The following is a 17,853-nucleotide window of genomic DNA, read 5'->3' on the forward strand; positions in this document are numbered from 1 at the left end:
CAAGGAATAGGACATCCAATAAGGAATTTTGCATGAGCGGTGAAGTCCTCATAAATTTAACGCCAATGGAGACCCGCGTTGCGCTGGTGGAAAACGGCGTATTGCAAGAGGCGCTAATAGAGCGCTCTCGCAGGCGCGGTATCGTAGGCAATATCTACAAAGGCAAAGTGGTGCGCGTACTGCCTGGCATGCAGGCTGCCTTTGTTGATATTGGCTTAGAGCGCGCAGCTTTTATTCATGCCCATGAGGTCATGCCACCCGGTACGCCCAATGACGAGCAGCAGACCATCGGGCAGCTTCTACACGAAGGTCAGGCGCTGGTGGTGCAAGTCACCAAAGATCCTATCGGTACCAAAGGGGCGCGGCTGACTACCCATCTTTCGATTCCCTCTCGCTATCTGGTCTATATGCCTGACTCGCCTCATCACGGGGTATCGCAGCGCATTGAAGATGAGCGCGAGCGGGAGCGCTTGAAAGCGCTGCTGGATAAAAGTATCGAAGAGCAAACCATTGAGGTCACGGGTGGCTTTATCGTGCGTACGGCGGCCGAAGGCGTAGGCGATGAAGAGCTGGCCAGCGACATGTACTTCTTGCTACGTATTTGGCGCAAGGTCAGCGAGCGCAAAATCACCGCCGCCCCTCCCAACGTCATCTACGATGACTTGCCGCTGTTTATGCGCACCCTGCGGGATGTGATGCGGGATGATATCGAGAAAGTACGCATTGATTCCCGGGAGAACTTCGTCAAGCTGGTCGAGTTTGCTGAAGAGTTTATGCCCGATGCTGTTGATCGCATCGAGTACTACCCCGGCGAACGCCCCATCTTCGACCTTTATAGTGTCGAAGACGAGATTCAAAAAGCGCTAGGTCGCAAGGTGCAGCTCAAGTCCGGAGGATACTTGGTAATTGACCCCACCGAGGCCATGACTACCATCGATGTGAATACCGGTGGGTATGTGGGGCATCGTAACCTTGAAGAGACTATTTTCAAGACGAATCTGGAAGCCGCCACTGCCATTGCCCGCCAGCTTAGGCTGCGTAATTTAGGTGGCATCATCATTATCGACTTTATCGATATGGTGGATGTAGAGCACCAGCGGCAAGTGCTGCGCGTGCTGGAAAAAGCGCTTGAGCGGGACCATGCTAAAACCAAATGTACCGGGGTCACCGAACTTGGTTTAGTGCAGCTTACCCGTAAACGCACGCGGGAAAGCCTTGAACAAACACTATGCGAAGCGTGTCCCACCTGTGGTGGTCGCGGCACGTTGAAAACCCCTGAAACGGTCTGCTACGAAATCTTCCGTGAGATCCTGCGTGAAGAGCGGGCTTATAGTGCGGAAACGTATATGGTGCTGGCATCCCAGCCAGTAGTGGACAGGCTGCTTGATGAGGAGTCTGCCGCGGTCGCTGACCTGGAAACGTTTATTAATAAAACGATCCGTTTTCAGGTTGAGCAGCACTACTCCCAAGAGCAGTACGACATCGTACTGATGTAATGATGGCACCACGCTCTTTTTTTCGTGGCTGTCTAGTAGGGGTGGCCGTTGTGCTGGGTACGCTGGCGGTACTGCTGTTAGCGCTGCGTCTCTTTGCTAGCCAAGTTGATGCATTGTCCCCCCGCTTGGAGGCGCTTTTAGAGGCACGTATTGGCGTGCCGGTGAGCATCGACCATCTAGCGCTCTCTCTGGAGCGCAACGTCCTGCACCTGGAGCTTGAAGACCTTCATGCGCAAACGCCGGATGGTCAGGCCCTGATAGGGCTTGATCGCTTGTCGCTGCGTTTGGATGCCTGGGCCACGTTGCGCCACTTAGCGCCTATCTTCAGCGATGCGCGTATGTCTGGGCTCGAATTCCATCTCTACCAGCAGCCTGACATCGCCTGGGGCTGGCCTTCACCGGCCAAGCTGCCGCTGGGGGTAGCACCACAACCAGAGGTGGACCTTGAATCCTTGGATGCCTGGGCTGGACTGCTGCTGCGCCAGCGCCTTTGGGTGGATAACAGCCGCATCATGCTGCATGGCCAGCAGCAGACTGTGATGCTTCATGCACCTTCGCTGCTTCTGAATGGCGATCATCGCCGCACACGATTAGAGGGCTCCCTGAATATTGTCGAGGCGCCTGATGTGCTGGCATCAGAGCTGCCCGCCATTACCATGCGTGCCGAAATGCAGCCCGGTCAGCAAGGCTTTAGGGACTTTTCTGCTGCGCTTCAGCTCGATATGCAGTTGGATCATCTGGTGGTGCTGGCGGCACTGTTTCGGCCAGATCGCATGCCTTTTCTCGAACAGGTGGGCGGTCATGTGCAGCTATGGGGGCGTTGGCAAGAAGGCGCGCTAGCTGATGCGCGGCTTGCACTAGATGTGCCCGAGCTGACGCTACGTAAAGATGTGGAGTACGCTGTGCTGCGAAACATTCAGGCCAGTGGGCAGTGGCTGCGCGACAGCGAAGGCGGTGAGGCGTGGCTAAGTGGCAATGCAGAAACCGTAGAGTGGGCCCAGCCTGAAGGCGTTGGTGATGGCCCCGCGCTGCCACACCACTGGTATCTGTCACACCAGCCGGGGCAGTGGGAGTTGCGAACCAGTGCGTTTGAGCTCGCCTCGCTAGCGGCTTGGCGGGAGTATGCGCTGTTGCCTGAGTCACTCACCCGGGTATTGCAAACGCTCTCGCCCCGAGGGCAGGTGCAGGGGCTGAGCCTGGGGCAGCGTGAGGGGCGATGGGGCGTGGATGCTGCACTTACTAATGTGGCTGTACTCCCCTGGCAGCAAGCGCCAGGAGGCGGTCCGCTGGACGCTTGGGTGCAGGCTCGCGACCTGCGTGGCCGCGTGACCTTTAACAGCGCAGGCGATAGTACGCTCTATTTTCCAGAACTCTTCGATGTACCTATGCAGCTAAGTCACGCCGAAGGGGTGGTGGAGTGGGTGTATGATGGTCCTAACACCATGATTAGCGGCCGTGACCTCAATGTGGACTGGGATGGCGCCCAGGTAAGTGGTGGGTTCGGCTTGATCGCGGGGCAGCAAAGCGGTCAATTTGGGTTGGATATTGCATTTGCCGATGTAGATGCGATCTCCCGCCCGCTCTCCCAGTGGCTGCCCATGAAAGCATTTGAGCCGAAGCTGAGGGAGTGGTTGGAGAACGATATTGGTGGCTTAGTGCCGCAAGGTTCGCTGAAGCTTAGTCAGCCCCTGGGACCTGCGGCTTCATCAGATCAACTCTCGGCAACGCTCGCGCTGGAGGTCACTCAAGGCCACTTGCCGATTGCGCCGGAGTGGCCGCGTTTGGAAGATGTCGAGGGGCGCTTGCTGTGGCAAGGAGGAGTGCTTCAAGCCCAGGTAGAGCACGCCCAAAGCCACGGCGTTGAAGTATCCCAAGGCACGATACGTATGGAGAAAGAGCAGCCGCTTCAGCTATCAGGCAGTCTTCAGAGTGATGGTGCATCCTTGCTGAACTTTGTTCAGGCCATGCCGGATATGGACACGCTACCACGTAGCGATATTACCGTTGATGGTATCATCGAAGGGGATATCGCCCTTGTACTGCCGCTGGATAACGAGGAGGCGCTCCAGCTAGAGATTAATGCACGGCCAGCGCTATCGGCTGTGCGCTACGCGTCACTACCAATAACCCTGCGTGATCTGGATGGTGGGCTCAGCTGGCAGCAGGTGGGTGAGGCGCATGCGCTGTTAGGAGAGCTAAGCAGCCAGTGGCAGGGCGGTGATATTCGCGCAGAGCTGATGGCTGATCAGCGTGTTGCCTTGCAGGGCAGCGTGGAGTCGTCTGCGCTGTGGTCGTTGGCAGGGCTGCCTGCCGAGCAGGCTCGCCAAATGATGAGTGGCCGCACCCAGTGGCAGGGTGAGGTCTCTCTTGCGGCTCGTCCAGTGTTAACCTTAGAGAGCCGCCTGCTTGGCATCACCAGCGCGCTACCCGAGCCGTTTGCCAAGACTAGCGATCAACCGTGGCCATGGCAGCTACGCGCGGAGTTTGAAAGCGGGCGAGTATCGACGCAATTGGCCGATAAGGCAGCTGCGAGATTCCAAACGTTGAATAGTGGTGCACTAGCGGCCGAAGTGGTGCTCGGCAATGCAGTGCAGCGACCGAATTGGCCCAGCCAGCCTGGCTGGCGCCTTGAAGCAGGGCTCGATACGTTAGACCCCATGGCATGGCACGCTGTTCTGTCGCCGATATTGTCGGGAGGCGCCTTGGCATCTGCTTCTAGTGGCGAGAGCACGCCGCTTGAAGTACTGCTACGTGCTGGCTGTTTACGCTTTCGTGACAAGTGCTTTGGCGCTTTTAACGCCTCAGGGACACTCACCGGCCAGCGCGCAGCACTTCAGCTTAGCGGCGATATGTTGTCTGGGCGCCTAGATTACCAACCCGCCAGCGAGCGGCCGCTTGATGTTGCAATTAGCATGCTAGTCCTAGATCGTTTACTGGACCTGCCCGCCAAAGAGCATGATGCCACTGTCGCAGCCCCCGACTCTTGGGTTGATGCAATTGAAACACAGCATGTAGCCCCCGTTGCTATTCCCGACTGGCTAGCTGAACTGCCCAACGGCAGGCTACGGCTAGCGGATATTAGCGTTGGTGGCACTCGCTTTGGCCCATTAACCGCCTACTGGCAAACCGATGATCGTCGTTTTTCGCTCTCACCAGTTGGTTTAACCCTCGGACAGCTTTCTGCACGCGGCGAGTTGGTTTGGGAAGGCAATGCGGTGAATAGCCGTACACGAGCGGATATCTCCATACAGGGTGGCGATGTGGGGACGGCGCTGGAGCAGCTTAACCAACCGGTAGCCATGCGTAGCCGCACCACCGACCTTGCTGCTGAGCTTACTTGGTCGGGAGCCCCCTGGCAGCTTGATTTAAGCCGGGCTGGTGGTGAAATGAGTGCTGATATACGCGACGGCCGTTTTGTGACGCTTGAATCGACGCCTGCCCGCTTAGTGGGGTTGCTCAACTTTGATAACATTCTGCGCCGTCTACGGTTCGATTTTTCTGACCTAACCGGTCAGGGAACGGCCTTTGACCGTGTGCATGGCACTGCCGATGTAGCTGAAGGGCAGCTGTTGCTTCGTGGCCCCCTGCAAATTGATGCACCCGCCACCACGCTGACGCTAACAGGAAGTGTTAACCTCTTACAGCGTGAACTTGACCAGCGCCTAGGCGTCACACTGCCGGTTAGCCAAAGTTTACCCATCGCCGCCATTGCTGTCGGAGCGCCCATTGTGGGCGGTGCACTGTTTCTTGCCGACCAAATTTTTGGCGATGCGCTGGATCAAGCAACCACTATTTATTATCGCGTGCGAGGCCCTTGGACCTCGCCGCAAGTGACTTTAGAAGGCCCCCAATGACCGCACATAAAAGCGATATAGAGTCCGCTGTTTCCATTTTGCTAACGCCAGGTGGCCTCGATTTGAACGCTCTGGATGCTGGCCTTGGCTACGCCATGGGAGCGGGGATTGATTACGCCGACCTCTATTTTCAGCGCACCTGGCAAGAGGGTTGGGTGCTGGAAGATGGCGAAGTTAAAGAGGCCAGCTATAACATTGATGGCGGCGTTGGCGTGCGCTCGTTGGCAGGTGAGAAAACCGGGTTTGCGTACTCCAACCAAATTACCGCTGATGCACTAATGGATACAGGCCGTACCGCCTCTGGCATTGTCCGCAGCGGCAAGCAGTTGCCAGGGCAGAAAGTAATGCCAGTCAGCGCGGCGTCGTACTATGCAGGTATCGACCCACTGGCGGGCCTTTCGGCAGAAGACAAAGTGGCCATGCTGAAAGAGGCAGACCGCGTGGCCAGAGCGGCCGACCCGAGCATTAGCCAGGTCAGTGCGTCGCTGTCGGGCACCTATGAGGTGGTTTTAGTACGCGCCAGTGACGGCACCCTAGCGGCGGATATTCGCCCACTGGTGCGTTTTAACGTCAGTGTTATTGCGGCGAAAGATGGCCGCCGTGAGCGCGGCAGCGCTGGCGGCGGTGGTCGTTACTCCATGTCGCGTCTGCGGGATGAGGGCGTTGCCGAACGCTATGCCAAAGAGGCGGTGCGCCAAGCGCTGGTCAATCTTGAAGCCATTGATGCGCCAGCGGGGCAGATGCCAGTGGTGTTAGGTGCCGGTTGGCCGGGCATTCTGCTGCACGAAGCGGTAGGCCATGGCTTGGAAGGTGACTTTAACCGTAAAGGCAGTTCTGCCTTTGCAGGGCGAATGGGGCAGCGGGTTGCCGCCAAGGGAGTCACAGTGGTTGACGATGCCACTGTTGCTGATAGTCGCGGCGCGTTGAGCGTGGATGACGAAGGCACACCCGGCCAATATACGCCGCTGATTGAAGATGGCATTTTAACTGGCTATATGCAGGATAAGTTAAACGCGCGATTGATGAAGATGGCGCCTACCGGCAACGCCCGCCGCGAGTCGTTCGCTCATCTGCCGATGCCTCGTATGACCAATACGGTGATGTTGGCTGGTCAAGATGACCCTGCCGATATCATTAAAAGCGTTAAGCGGGGAATCTACGCCGTGAGTTTTGGCGGAGGGCAGGTGGATATTACCTCGGGAAAATTCGTGTTTTCGGCGAGCGAAGCCTACATGATTGAAGACGGTAAAATTACCGCGCCGGTGAAAGGTGCAACGCTGATTGGTAACGGGCCTGAGGCCATGGGCCGGGTATCGATGATTGGCCACGACATGGCGATGGATACCGGGATTGGCGTTTGCGGTAAAGAGGGCCAGGGTGTGCCGGTGGGGGTTGGCCAACCCACCCTGAAACTGGATGAGCTGACCGTGGGCGGCACGCAGTCTTCTTGAGACTCTGGTTTACAGCGCTAGCGTATCGCGCAGGTGTTTGAAAAGCTTGCGTGAGCTGGTGGGGGGCTTGCCCTGTTCGCGCTCTTTGCGGGCGTTGCGCACTAGCTGGCGCAGCGCCTGACGATCGGCGTTAGGGTAGTCTGCCATAAACAGGTCAACGGCGTCGTCGCCCTCATCCACTAGCCGGTCACGCCATTTTTCCAGGCGATGAAACGCATGATCGCGCTGCTCTTTCTCTTGTTCGATGGCATCGAAAACGCCCTGAATGGCCGTTAGATCCTCTTTGCGGATAAGTTTGCCAACGTATTGCATATGGCGACGGCGGCCTTCATGAGAGCGAATGCGAGAAGTCTCTTCAATCGCTCTCAGCATATCGTCTGATAAAGGAAAGCGCGCCCGCTCGGCAGGCTTCATGGCAATTAATGTTTCGCCAAGCGCTTGCAGAGCATGCATTTCACGCTTTAGCTGAGATTTACTCGGGCGCTCTTCTTGTTCATCGATATCGATAGGCTCGGGGCGTTGCTTCGGCATATAAGAACTCACAGATTAGATTCGTTTGCAGCATTATATCAGGCTGCGACCACAACATTGATTCGCCAATGCGATTCAGGTGAAAAGGAGGCCATATGGCACAGGCATTTGATGCAACGGCGCAGCAGGCGCAGTTGACGGAGCGCGCCACAGAGGCGCTTGCCCTGGCAAAACAGCTAGGGGCGGATGCCGCCGAAGTCGGCGCGAGCGTTGACCAAGGGTTGGGCGTTAGTGTGCGACTTGGTGAAGTGGAGACCGTTGAGCTATCTCGTGATCAGGGTATTGCGGTCACGCTCTATGTGGGAAAACGTAAAGGTAGCGCTTCCTCAACGGATGCAAGTAGTGCCTCCATTCGTGCCACGGTTGAAAAGGCGCTGGCTATTGCACGTTATACCGGGGAGGATCCCGCTGCAGGCCTCGCTGAAGCAGAGCTGATGGCGACCTATTTGCCAGACTTGAAGGTGCACTATCCGTGGGCGCTCTCAACCGATGAAGCGATTGACCTTGCCCTGCGCTGCGAACAGGCTGGCCGCGAGGTGGCAGGTATTCACCAGTCAGAAGGTGCCTCGCTCTCAAGCGGTGAGGGCGTGCGAGTATACGCCAATAGCCACGGCTTTTTGGGGACTCAAAAGGGTAGCAGTCACTCACTCTCCTGCATGCTGATTGCCCAAGATGAGCAAGGCATGCAGCGGGATTATGACTATACGTCGGCGCGTAACCCGCAGCAGCTTCGCCACCCAGAGGAGGTGGGGCGTGAGGCAGCAGCGCGAACGTTGCGGCGTCTAGGAGCACGACGCCCCCCGACGGGAACGTTTCCTGTGCTGTTCGATCCCTCCCTTGCTAGCGGCCTTATCGGCCACCTTATGGGTGCTCTGGCGGGCGGCGCGCTTTATCGAGAAGCCTCGTTTTTATGTGATCGCTTGGGTAGCCCGCTATTCCCCGATTGGTTTGGGTTAGAAGAGCGCCCGATGGAAGTGGGAGCAACGGCTAGTTCACCGTTTGATGCGGAGGGTGTACAAACCCGTAGCAACCGGTTTATTGATCAGGGGAGGGTGGCGAGTTACATGCTCTCTGCCTACAGTGCGCGTCGTTTAGGGATGCAGTCCACGGGCAATGCAGGCGGCGCGCGCAACATGCGCTTGTTAGCGCCGTTAACGCCGCGGGAAGAGCTGTTAACACAGATGGGGCGTGGTATTTGGGTGACCGAGCTCATGGGGCAGGGCGTTAACGGCGTCACTGGCGACTATTCCCGGGGAGCAGCGGGTTTCTGGATTGAGAATGGCGAAGTACAGTACCCCATTGAGGAGTTCACTATTGCTAGTAACCTCAACAAGATGTTCGCGGGGCTAAGCGGTGTGGGAAGTGATACGGATACCCGTGGCAGTATTCACACGGGTAGCTGGCTGATTGATGCGATGACAGTGGCAGGAAGCTAGTCGACAAGTGCTGACTTGGTAAACTAGCTACTGGTCTTCGTCAAACCGTGCGTCGAACAGAGCTTCAATGGCATCTAGCGCCTGTTCGGCGTCGTTTCCTTCAGCGGCGACAGTGAGCTCGGTGCCGCAGGGGGCGGCCAGCATTAGCAGCGACATAATATTGGCGGCATCGGCTTTCTGCTGCTGCTTATAAACCACGATATTCGCGGAAAACTGCTGGCCACATTTCACCAGTTTGGTGGCCGCGCGGGCATGAAGACCACGCTGGTTGGTAAGTGTTAAGGTTCTTTTGGGCACTCTGGTTCCTTTTTGCCGAGTGGGTCTTGAAACTTAGGTCTTGAGAAGCTTAGGCCTTAAAAATTAGGTTCTGAAGCTCAGGGCGTGCTGGCAGCGGCGGGTGTGGTAACGCATGGCACCGCAGGCTCTTCGCTCAGCGTGTATTGTAACCCCAGCTCACGGTGTCTCAACTGTACTTCTCCGGTCTGTTTAACCAGCTTTTTAGCAAGCTGTTCGACCATATAAACAGAGCGGTGTTGCCCGCCGGTGCAGCCAATAGCCACGGTTATATAACTTCGCTGGCTATTTTGGTAAGCCGGAAGCCACTTTTCCAACCAAGCCTGAATATCATTGGTCATTGCCTCGACCATTGGGTAGCTACTTAAAAACGCCACTATATTAGCATCACGCCCTGTAAATTGGCGCAGGGTAGGGTCCCAATAAGGGTTGGGCAGGCAGCGAACATCGAAGACTAAGTCGGCATCCATGGGTACGCCGCGTTTGTAGCCAAACGACTCAAACGTCAGTGTTAGCTGATCTTTTCGCTGGTGGGCGACTTGATCAGTAATGCGGCGTCTCAGGTCATGCACGGATAAGCGCGACGTATCGATCAACAAGTCAGCGAGATCGCGAATTTCAAGCAGCGTCTCTTCTTCTTTATTGATGGCCTCTTCCAACGTCATTTCGCTATCCCGGGTAAGCGGGTGGCGACGGCGGGTGGCTGAGTAACGCTCCAAAAGAATGCGCGCATCCGTGGTCAGATAGATGACCTGAAAACGAATTTCTCGCTGGCGTAGTTCTTCCAGTAAAGCTGGGAGGCGTTCAAGCGCCGTAGGAAGGTTGCGCGCGTCAATGCTCACTGCTAAGTGAGTGCGCTCGCCTTGCTCACGTAGTTCATCAACTAATGAGCCCAGCAGCATGGCGGGTAAATTGTCGATAGCGTAGTAGCCAAGATCCTCTAGCGCTTGTAAGGCGATAGATTTACCGGACCCTGAACGGCCGCTAATGATCACCAGTTGCATAGCGTCTCTCTTGGCTTGCATGGGAGGAAATTATCGCTGCGTGCAGTGGCCACCGCCCATAAAGCCTAGGCGGCTTGTTCGCGAATCTTGGCGGTAATAAGTGCTAAGAGTTCGCGCTGACTATCGGCTTTACGTAACTGCTGACGCGTATGGGCGTCGTTCATAATAGTAGCCACTTGGCCAAGCAGTGCTAGGTGGGTGTCATCTGCCTCTTCTGGTACCAGCAGCACAAACACAAGATCCACCGGGTCGCCATCAATGGCGTCGAAGTCTACTGGCTCAGCAAGCTTTAAAAAGCCAGCAATGGGTGCGCTACAGTGAGGACTGCGAGCGTGGGGGATGGCAACCCCGTTGCCTATCCCCGTACTGCCTAGTCGCTCGCGGCCAATGAGTCGGCTAAACACCTCTTGGCTATCTAGGCTGGGTGTATTTTGGGCGATAAAGGTGCTGAAAAACTCCAGCACCCGTTTTTTGCTGCCCCCGGGAACGTCATAAAGCACGCGCTCCGGGGGGAGGATGGTTTCCAACGTCATTGAGTTAACGCACACCAGCGCCCTGGGCGCGAGCTTGTGCTTTTTCCTTATGTTTAACGAGTTGACGATCGATTTTGTCTGCTAGCGCATCAATAGCGGCATACATGTCGTTATCAAGCGCTTCGGCGTGAAGGTCTGCACCGGCAGCGTGCAGTGTGCAGGCTGCTTGCTGGCGCTCCTTCTCAACAGATAAGGTCACTTGCACCGTGGTAATGTTGTCGTAGTGGCGTTCAACGCGCTCTAGCTTTTCGTTAACGTAGTCGCGCAAGGCGTCAGTCAGTTCAACGTGATGACCAGTGATGTTTACTTGCATTGACGTGCTCCTTATCCATCGGACTGTACTTCGATTGTAACCCTTTTTACGCTATTGCAAAGCCCTTGCGTTGAGTTTGTTCATACGTACCGCTTAACTAGCGTAAACGGCGGCGCTCACTTGACGAGGGAATGCCCATTGACTCCCGATATTTTGCGACAGTACGCCGTGCAACGCTAATGCCCCCCTCTTCAAGCAGAGTCACCAAGCGGCTATCGGAGAGCGGTTTTCCTGAGGGCTCATCCTGAATCAGCTTTTTGATGCGGGCGCGAATGGCTGTGCTGGAGTGGCTGTCGCCGCCGTCTTGGCCGCTTACCTGGCTTGAGAAGAAGTACTTAAGCTCGAAAACGCCCCGTGGCGTGTGAATAAATTTCTGCGTGGTCACACGAGATATGGTGGATTCGTGCATCTCTACCGCTTCAGCAATATCCGCTAAAATCAGCGGTTTCATTGCTTCTTCGCCATGCTCCAGAAAGCCAATTTGGCGTGCAATAATTTCACGCCCAACTCGTAGCAGCGTGTCATTGCGACTCGATAAGCTTTTGATCAGCCAGCGGGCTTCTTGGAGGTGCTCTTTGAGGAACTGGTTGTCTTGGCTTTTGTCTGCGCGTTTGATCAAGCTGGCGTAGTCGGGCTGTATACGCAAGCGTGGTAGTGCTTCTGGATTGAGCTCTAAATGCCAACCTTCATTGTCGTGCCGAACGACTAGGTCGGGGGTGATGTAGCTGTCGTCGGTAACGCCATAGGTGCTCCCAGGGCGTGGGTCAAGGCTGCGAATTAAACGGATGACATCGTCAAGCTGCTCGTCATCAAGGCTTAAACGGCGCTTGAGAAGCCGCATATCGTCTTTGCCTAATGCTTCCAAAAACTGGCGAACCAGCCGTTTGGCGGGCATTAGCAGAGGGGTGTCCTCAGGTAGTGAGGCGAGTTGCAGCATCAGGCATTCACGCAGGTCTCGGGCAAAGACGCCGGTGGGCTCAAATTGCTGCAAGCGCAGCAGGGTATTTTCCACTTCCCGCTGGCTTAAGCTGTCATGGCCTTGGGCTTTTAATCCTTCCCGAATGTCATTAAGCGGCTGGGTGAGATAGCCGTTGGCATCCAGCGCATCAATCAGGCTTTCCGCGATGGCGTATTCTCGCGGGCTAAAGTCTGTCATGGCCAGTTGCCATAGCAGGTGGCCATGTAGGCTTTGTCCAGCGGCTTGGCGCTCGAAGTCGGGGCCTTCACTGCTGCCACCCAGGCTGCCTATGTCTTGATAGGTATCTGACCAGTCACTGTCGACGGAGAGTTCGTTGGGGATGCTCTCGGACCACTCAGCCTCTTGAGGCTCACTGACAGCCTGCTCGCCAAACTCATCTTCTTGCTCAAGCATGGGATTGGCATCTAGCGCTTGCTGAATTTCTTGACGAAGGTCCAGCGTCGATAGCTGAAGCAGGGCGATAGCCTGCTGCAGCTGAGGTGTCATGGTCAGCTGTGTGCCGATACGCAATTGGAGAGAAGCTTTCATGACCATCTGAGAACCACTCGTTAATCAGAAAGCTCCACCCTAGAGCGAGTTATGGCTTGGTGCAAGTGCAATAAGCATGCCACTAAAAGAAATGCTTCTGCAGGTCACTGTTTAAAGGCGGAAATCAGCGCCTAAATAGACATCTCGAACCTTCTGGTTGTTGAGGATTTCCTGGGCGTTTCCACTGGCAATGATGTGACCGTCGCCAACAATGTAGGCAATATCACAAATATCCAGCGTTTCACGAACGTTATGGTCGGTGATCAATACGCCAATGTGGCGTTTCTTTAACGCTCGAATGATAGCTTTAATTTCCCCAACGGAAATCGGGTCAACCCCGGCAAAAGGTTCATCCAGCAGGATAAAGGCCGGTTCGGTGGCCAATGAGCGGGCGATTTCAACACGGCGGCGTTCGCCCCCAGAAAGACTCATGCCTAAGTTGTCGCGTATATGAGTGATGTGAAAATCTTCAAGTAGTAACTCAAGTTGTGCTTCCCGGGCGCTTCGATCAAGCTCTTTGCGTGTCTCTAAAATGGCCATAATGTTGTCAGCCACGGAGAGCTTGCGGAAGATGGAAGCTTCCTGGGGTAGATAACCAATCCCTGCCATGGCGCGTTCATGCATAGGAGCATGAGTGAGGTCAAGGTCGTCAATGCCTACTTTGCCCGCATCCAATTTGACCAACCCCACAATCATATAAAACGAGGTGGTTTTACCTGCACCATTAGGGCCAAGTAGCCCAACCACGCTACCTTGAGTGATTTCCAGATTAATATCTTTAACCACACGGCGGCGCTTATAGCTCTTCGCTAAATGATGGGCGTAGAGCGTTTTTACTGGTGTGGGGGCTGGGGATGTTGATGCTGCCACGTGGCCACTTCCTATTGTTCGGGCTGAAGGGTCATACGAATACGCTGATTTTCACTGCCGCTAACGTCAGAGCGTGCTTGTACTACTTCTTGATCGATAAAGTACTCTAAACGTCCACCTTGGAAGTGATCTCCTTGCTGGGTCAGCTCAGCTTGGTCAATCAGCTCAACCCGGCGTTCGGAAACGTGATAAATAATCCGACGCGCCCAGCCTTCTATAGGGGTTTCTTGGTCTTCAATTTGGTTACGCAAGTAAGCACGCTCGCCCGTAGCGATGGCGCGAGACAACTCGCCAGCATTGTTACGCTGAATTTCGACACGCTCTCCGCGTAGCTGCATATTGCCTTGGCGAATGTCAACGTTACCGGTGTACACGGCTGTCCCTGCTCGTTGGTCAAGGTCTAACCGGTCGGCCTCCACATGAATAGGCGCTTGGTTTTGTGCCGCTACAGGCAGTGCAATTGTGACAAGCGGCACGGCTAGGGCAAGAAGTGCAGTGCGGATTAGAGCATTCATCGCGACTCCTAAGGGGAACGGGTGGCCGGCGGATGAACGCCGCGCACGTTGTTGGTTAAACGGACTTGGCTGTCATCCAGCCATACATCCATTCGGGAGGCTTCCATACGCTGAGGGGGCTGCTGCAACACTACGTGGGTGTCGCTCCAGGCATGCCGGGTGGTCCCGTCGTAGTTTAATAGTTCGCTATCAAGCTGCCACCCCTCTTCAGGCGCTAGTAGCCGCGCGGAGCCTGCCAATGTTAATGCTTGGGTTTCAGTATTGAGGGTGCCAGTGTTCGCCGTGGCGAGCCACTCACGTTGTTCGCTATCAAACAGCGTGGCACGGGGTGACAACACGTCAGTCATTGCCGTTTGCGGAGTATGCACCAGCCGTGGGGTTACCAGAGATTGCTGAATAGTGCCTGTTTCGCCAAATAGGGTAATTTCGGCATTCTCTAATACGTGCCCAGGTTCCTGGGCACGAGCTTCAGAGTCAATCTCAGTCTCCTGGGGGCCGCGAGGGTCTAGCCAAACCAGCACGCCGCCTAGGGCGATGACCATTGCCGTGATCCAGACCCGTTTTCTTACCCTAAAGCGCATTATGGCTGTCCGTGCAGATACGTATCGAGTACGGCATCCCAGTGCCCTTGGGACGTTAGGAGCGTATCGCAAATTTCACGCACAGCCCCGTGTCCGCCAAGGCGTTCAGTGATCCAGTCGGCATGGGGGTGCATGTAGTCCGGAGCATTGGGGACCGTAATACCGACACCGGAGCGCTTGATCGGAGCAAGATCAGGTAGGTCATCTCCACAGTAGGCGACCTGTTCTAAGGTGATATCAAGCCGCTGACAAAGCGCTCTCAGGGTAGTGAGTTTGTCTTCACAGCCCTGGTATACGTGAGTGATTCCTAAGGCAGCAGCGCGCTGGCTCACCATAGGTGAATCACGGCCGGTAATCAGCGCCACATGGATGCCGACACGCTTGAGTAACTTCAGGCCATGACCGTCCTGGGTGTGAAACGCTTTGATTTCGATACCGTCAGCCTGAAAATAGAGACGGCCGTCAGTAAGTACACCGTCTACATCAATCGCAAGCAGTTTTACGCGGCGAAGTCGGTCGAGTAGTGCATCAGGTAGGGCCATAAAGCCTCCATCATCCATTGCCAAAAAAGCAGTATAAAGTCGTTAAATAACGCCGCTGGCAAGCAGGTCATGCATATGCAGCGCGCCGATGGGGCGCTGCTGTTCATCAACAACAGCCAGTGCAGTGATACGGTTATCTTCCATAATGCGCACCGCTTCGGCAGCTAGTATGTCTGGACCAATGCGCTTGCCGGGGCGCGTCATTACGTCATCTACCTGAACATCGCGCAGGTCGTGGTGTTGGTCTAGCGTGCGACGCAAGTCGCCGTCGGTATAGACCCCGGCAAGACGGCCTTCGCTATCCACCACGCAGGTAAAGCCCAGCCCTTGGCGTGTTATCTCAAGTAGTGCATCGCGCAGCGGGCTGCCCAGCGCTACTTGAGGGAGCCGTGAGCCATCGTGCATTAAGTCGCTAACACGCAGTAGTAAGCGCTTACCGAGGCTGCCGCCAGGGTGAGAGAGGGCAAAGTCTTCAGCGGTAAAGCCCCGTGCTTCCAATAGGGCAACAGCAAGGGCGTCGCCTAGGGCAAGGGCGGCGGTGGTGGAGCTGGTGGGTGCTAGGTCAAGCGGGCAGGCTTCTCGTTCTACACCGCTATCCAGGTGGGCGTCTGAGTGCTGTGCAAGAGTGGAGCCTGGGCGGCCAGTCATACTGACCAGCGGTGTGCCAAGACGCTTGAGTAGCGGAAGTAGGGCCGTTACTTCAGCGGTTTCACCGGAGTTAGAGAGTGCCAAAACCACATCGGCGCGGGTAATCATGCCCAAGTCGCCATGGCTGGCTTCACCTGGGTGAACAAAAAAGGCTGGAGTGCCTGTGCTGGCTAGGGTGGCTGCGATTTTGCCGGCGATATGACCTGACTTTCCCATGCCGGTGACTACCACGCGTCCCTGACAGGCAAGCATAAGCTGACAGGCGTGGTCAAAGCTTTCATCTAGCTTGGCTTGCAAGCCGCCAATAGCCGCTTGCTCGATTTGCAAGGTGCGCAGTGCACTTTCACGCAGTTGGCTGGGTGTGGATAGTGGCTGACGCATGGCGTGTCTCGTTTCATCGATGTGAATAGGTGACTAGTAAGAATAACATCTTGAAGCAGTGTTTAGCTAAAGCATGCAGCAAGTACCCGCGGTATTAGTGAGTTCTATTGACGAATGGTTTGTACGGCAATGATTTGCGCGACTGTTACTAAGAGTAGCGTTAGGATACGATGTTCGATAATATTTCGAAAACACTGTTTTCTAAACTGCCCCGCGCCCAGTCGGTTTATACTGACGCGTTCTGGCAACACGATGAAGGTCAATCAGCTTATGACGGATGTTCCCTTCATACAGGTTGAAGATGTTTACTTTTCCCGTGGAGATAACGATATCTTCCGTGGCGTTAATATGACCATTCCGCGTGGCAAAGTCACCGCTATTATGGGGCCAAGCGGCACGGGTAAAACAACGCTATTGAAGCTCATTGGTGGCCAATTAACGCCAGACCGTGGGCGGATTTTAATTGATGGGCAGGATGTTCACCGCCTGTCACGCAAGGCGTTGTTTACGCTACGTAAGCGCATGGGAATGCTGTTTCAGAGCGGCGCGCTGTTTTCGGACTTAGATGTTTTCGAGAATGTGGCCTTCCCGCTGCGGGTGCATACTGACTTGCCCGACACCATGATTCGCGACTTAGTGTTGCTAAAGTTGCAGGCAGTAGGGTTGCGGGGGGCAAGGCATTTAACTCCCGCTGAGCTATCAGGGGGTATGGCGCGGCGGGTGGCATTAGCGCGGGCAGTCGCACTTGACCCTGAGTTAATCCTTTATGATGAGCCATTTGTAGGCCAGGACCCTATCTCTATGGGTGTGCTGGTGCAATTGATTAAGCGGCTCAATCAGGCGCTGTCGCTGACCTCGGTAGTGGTCTCCCATGATATCAAGGAAACGTTGAGTATTGCCGACTACCTCTACCTGATTGCGGATGGGCAGGTGGCGGCGCACGGCACTCCGAGCTCGCTAGAGGTGAATCAAGACCCTCGTGTGAGCCAATTTATGCACGGCGAGCCAGATGGTCCGGTGCCGTTTCACTATCCCGCAGAGACGCTCTACCGGGATATTCTCGGTCACGATTTAGCACTTAAGGCAGGGTAGATGCAGTCTAAATTTTCTCACTACACGGCGCGGGTTACCCGTCTGGGTCGGAAAGGGTGTGATGTGGTCGAGGCCCTGGGGCGCGCCACGGTGTTTCTCGCCCAATCGGCAGTGGGCGTGCCTTCTCGAGAAGGGTGGTCGCTTTGGTTGCGTCAAATGCACTTTGTTGGTGTGCTGTCGTTGGCCATTGTGCTGGTGTCAGGGCTGTTTATTGGCATGGTGCTGGCGCTTCAGGGATATACCATTTTGGTGGATTTCGGCGCCGAGCAGGCGCTGGGCCAAATGGTGGCGCTTTCGCTACTACGTGAGCTGGCTCCTGTAGTGGCAGCACTGCTGTTTGCCGGGCGGGCAGGGTCTGCATTAACGGCTGAAATTGGCCTGATGAAGGCCACCGAGCAGCTCACCAGTATGGAAATGATTGGGGTAGACCCACTGCGACGCGTGGTAGCTCCAAGGCTGTGGGCAGGCTTTGTGGCGCTGCCTATTCTTACTGTGGGCTTTAGCGTGGTAGGCATCTGGGGCGGCTACTTGGTGGGCGTAGAGTGGCTGGGCGTATTTGAAGGCTCTTATTGGAGCAATATGCAGGCCAGCGTGTCGTTCATCGATGATATCGGCAATGGCATGATCAAGAGCGTGGTGTTCGCGCTGGTGGTGACCTGGATTGCTGTGTTTCAGGGTTATGACCTAGTACCAACCTCTGAGGGGATTTCTCGAGCTACCACCCGTACGGTGGTCTACTCCTCGTTAGCGGTGCTAGGGCTGGATTTCGTTTTAACCGCCGTTATGTTCGGCGGCCTTTAAGGGT

17 protein-coding genes are annotated in these 17,853 nt (G+C 55.5%); 6 read left to right on the forward strand and 11 right to left on the reverse strand.

Annotated features, from left to right (window positions below):
- The first annotated feature begins 32 nt into the window (after window positions 1-32).
- Genes rng through tldD form a run of 3 tightly spaced genes read left to right on the forward strand, consistent with a single transcriptional unit; the run spans window position 33 to window position 6,801 of the window.
- Entirely contained in the window at window positions 33-1,496 is a 1,464-nt protein-coding gene (rng, locus tag AC13CN_RS08915) for a ribonuclease G (RefSeq protein ID WP_044629938.1), read from the forward strand.
- A 2-nt stretch (window positions 1,497-1,498) separates the two neighbouring features.
- The gene (locus tag AC13CN_RS08920; RefSeq protein WP_323133900.1) at window positions 1,499-5,350 is read left to right on the forward strand and encodes a YhdP family phospholipid transporter; all 3,852 of its coding nucleotides are present in this window, start codon (window positions 1,499-1,501) and stop codon (window positions 5,348-5,350) included.
- Complete coding sequence (gene tldD, locus AC13CN_RS08925; protein WP_062373372.1) at window positions 5,347-6,801, forward strand: metalloprotease TldD; 1,455 nt, start codon at window positions 5,347-5,349, stop codon at window positions 6,799-6,801. Before AC13CN_RS08920 ends, tldD begins: the two co-directional genes overlap by 4 nt.
- A gap of 9 nt (window positions 6,802-6,810) precedes the next feature.
- Here the strand turns inward: tldD and yjgA are convergent, their stop codons facing one another.
- Window positions 6,811-7,332: a ribosome biogenesis factor YjgA gene (gene yjgA, locus AC13CN_RS08930; RefSeq protein WP_044629941.1), complete on the reverse strand. Its 522-nt coding sequence runs from the start codon at window positions 7,330-7,332 to the stop codon at window positions 6,811-6,813.
- A 95-nt stretch (window positions 7,333-7,427) separates the two neighbouring features.
- On the opposite strand from yjgA, the gene pmbA reads away from it, so the two are divergent.
- Window positions 7,428-8,768, forward strand: coding sequence for a metalloprotease PmbA (gene pmbA, locus AC13CN_RS08935; protein ID WP_058577873.1), 1,341 nt, complete (start codon window positions 7,428-7,430; stop codon window positions 8,766-8,768).
- A gap of 27 nt (window positions 8,769-8,795) precedes the next feature.
- On the opposite strand, the gene AC13CN_RS08940 is transcribed toward pmbA, so the two are convergent.
- The 10 genes from AC13CN_RS08940 to AC13CN_RS08985 form a co-directional block, all read right to left on the reverse strand.
- Window positions 8,796-9,065 carry an HPr family phosphocarrier protein gene (locus tag AC13CN_RS08940; RefSeq protein ID WP_054641294.1) on the reverse strand — a complete coding sequence of 90 codons (270 nt, stop codon included), beginning with the start codon at window positions 9,063-9,065 and terminating at the stop codon, window positions 8,796-8,798.
- Window positions 9,066-9,142: 77 nt separating this feature from the next.
- On the reverse strand, window positions 9,143-10,066 hold the full coding sequence (gene rapZ / locus AC13CN_RS08945; protein ID WP_228219222.1) for an RNase adapter RapZ: 924 nt from the start codon (window positions 10,064-10,066) through the stop codon (window positions 9,143-9,145).
- 65 nt (window positions 10,067-10,131) lie between these two features.
- The gene (gene ptsN, locus AC13CN_RS08950; protein WP_044629945.1) at window positions 10,132-10,599 is read right to left on the reverse strand and encodes a PTS IIA-like nitrogen regulatory protein PtsN; all 468 of its coding nucleotides are present in this window, start codon (window positions 10,597-10,599) and stop codon (window positions 10,132-10,134) included.
- Between the two features lie 4 nt (window positions 10,600-10,603).
- Window positions 10,604-10,912 (reverse strand): ribosome hibernation-promoting factor, HPF/YfiA family, encoded by a 309-nt coding sequence (hpf, locus tag AC13CN_RS08955; RefSeq protein WP_027335376.1) that lies wholly within the window; start codon window positions 10,910-10,912, stop codon window positions 10,604-10,606.
- Between the two features lie 97 nt (window positions 10,913-11,009).
- Window positions 11,010-12,425 carry an RNA polymerase factor sigma-54 gene (locus tag AC13CN_RS08960; protein ID WP_044629947.1) on the reverse strand — a complete coding sequence of 472 codons (1,416 nt, stop codon included), beginning with the start codon at window positions 12,423-12,425 and terminating at the stop codon, window positions 11,010-11,012.
- A 105-nt stretch (window positions 12,426-12,530) separates the two neighbouring features.
- Complete coding sequence (gene lptB, locus AC13CN_RS08965) at window positions 12,531-13,289, reverse strand: LPS export ABC transporter ATP-binding protein (protein WP_058577875.1); 759 nt, start codon at window positions 13,287-13,289, stop codon at window positions 12,531-12,533.
- 11 nt (window positions 13,290-13,300) lie between these two features.
- Window positions 13,301-13,804 carry a lipopolysaccharide transport periplasmic protein LptA gene (lptA, locus tag AC13CN_RS08970; protein ID WP_044629949.1) on the reverse strand — a complete coding sequence of 168 codons (504 nt, stop codon included), beginning with the start codon at window positions 13,802-13,804 and terminating at the stop codon, window positions 13,301-13,303.
- Between the two features lie 8 nt (window positions 13,805-13,812).
- Window positions 13,813-14,385, reverse strand: a complete 573-nt coding sequence (gene lptC / locus AC13CN_RS08975) for an LPS export ABC transporter periplasmic protein LptC (RefSeq protein WP_044629950.1) — start codon at window positions 14,383-14,385, stop codon at window positions 13,813-13,815.
- The gene (locus tag AC13CN_RS08980; RefSeq protein ID WP_044629951.1) at window positions 14,385-14,927 is read right to left on the reverse strand and encodes a KdsC family phosphatase; all 543 of its coding nucleotides are present in this window, start codon (window positions 14,925-14,927) and stop codon (window positions 14,385-14,387) included. Before AC13CN_RS08980 ends, lptC begins: the two co-directional genes overlap by 1 nt.
- Window positions 14,928-14,969: 42 nt before the next feature.
- Complete coding sequence (locus tag AC13CN_RS08985) at window positions 14,970-15,956, reverse strand: KpsF/GutQ family sugar-phosphate isomerase (RefSeq protein WP_044629952.1); 987 nt, start codon at window positions 15,954-15,956, stop codon at window positions 14,970-14,972.
- Between the two features lie 270 nt (window positions 15,957-16,226).
- On the opposite strand from AC13CN_RS08985, the gene AC13CN_RS08990 reads away from it, so the two are divergent.
- Complete coding sequence (locus AC13CN_RS08990) at window positions 16,227-17,048, forward strand: ATP-binding cassette domain-containing protein (RefSeq protein ID WP_044629973.1); 822 nt, start codon at window positions 16,227-16,229, stop codon at window positions 17,046-17,048.
- Entirely contained in the window at window positions 17,049-17,849 is an 801-nt protein-coding gene (gene mlaE / locus AC13CN_RS08995) for a lipid asymmetry maintenance ABC transporter permease subunit MlaE (protein WP_044629953.1), read from the forward strand.
- The last annotated feature ends 4 nt before the right edge of the window (window positions 17,850-17,853 follow it).

Source organism: Vreelandella sp. L-25, assembly GCF_056857535.1.

Coding starts and splice junctions, on each gene's coding strand:
- rng (WP_044629938.1), top strand. CDS start 33: ATGAGCGGTGAAGTCCTCATAAATTTAACGCCAATGGAGACCCGCGTT.
- AC13CN_RS08920 (WP_323133900.1), top strand. CDS start 1,499: ATGGCACCACGCTCTTTTTTTCGTGGCTGTCTAGTAGGGGTGGCCGTT.
- tldD (WP_062373372.1), top strand. CDS start 5,347: ATGACCGCACATAAAAGCGATATAGAGTCCGCTGTTTCCATTTTGCTA.
- yjgA (WP_044629941.1), bottom strand. CDS start 7,332: ATGCCGAAGCAACGCCCCGAGCCTATCGATATCGATGAACAAGAAGAG.
- pmbA (WP_058577873.1), top strand. CDS start 7,428: ATGGCACAGGCATTTGATGCAACGGCGCAGCAGGCGCAGTTGACGGAG.
- rapZ (WP_228219222.1), bottom strand. CDS start 10,066: ATGCAACTGGTGATCATTAGCGGCCGTTCAGGGTCCGGTAAATCTATC.
- ptsN (WP_044629945.1), bottom strand. CDS start 10,599: ATGACGTTGGAAACCATCCTCCCCCCGGAGCGCGTGCTTTATGACGTT.
- hpf (WP_027335376.1), bottom strand. CDS start 10,912: ATGCAAGTAAACATCACTGGTCATCACGTTGAACTGACTGACGCCTTG.
- AC13CN_RS08960 (WP_044629947.1), bottom strand. CDS start 12,425: ATGGTCATGAAAGCTTCTCTCCAATTGCGTATCGGCACACAGCTGACC.
- lptA (WP_044629949.1), bottom strand. CDS start 13,804: ATGAATGCTCTAATCCGCACTGCACTTCTTGCCCTAGCCGTGCCGCTT.
- lptC (WP_044629950.1), bottom strand. CDS start 14,385: ATGCGCTTTAGGGTAAGAAAACGGGTCTGGATCACGGCAATGGTCATC.
- AC13CN_RS08980 (WP_044629951.1), bottom strand. CDS start 14,927: ATGGCCCTACCTGATGCACTACTCGACCGACTTCGCCGCGTAAAACTG.
- AC13CN_RS08985 (WP_044629952.1), bottom strand. CDS start 15,956: ATGCGTCAGCCACTATCCACACCCAGCCAACTGCGTGAAAGTGCACTG.
- AC13CN_RS08990 (WP_044629973.1), top strand. CDS start 16,227: ATGACGGATGTTCCCTTCATACAGGTTGAAGATGTTTACTTTTCCCGT.
- mlaE (WP_044629953.1), top strand. CDS start 17,049: ATGCAGTCTAAATTTTCTCACTACACGGCGCGGGTTACCCGTCTGGGT.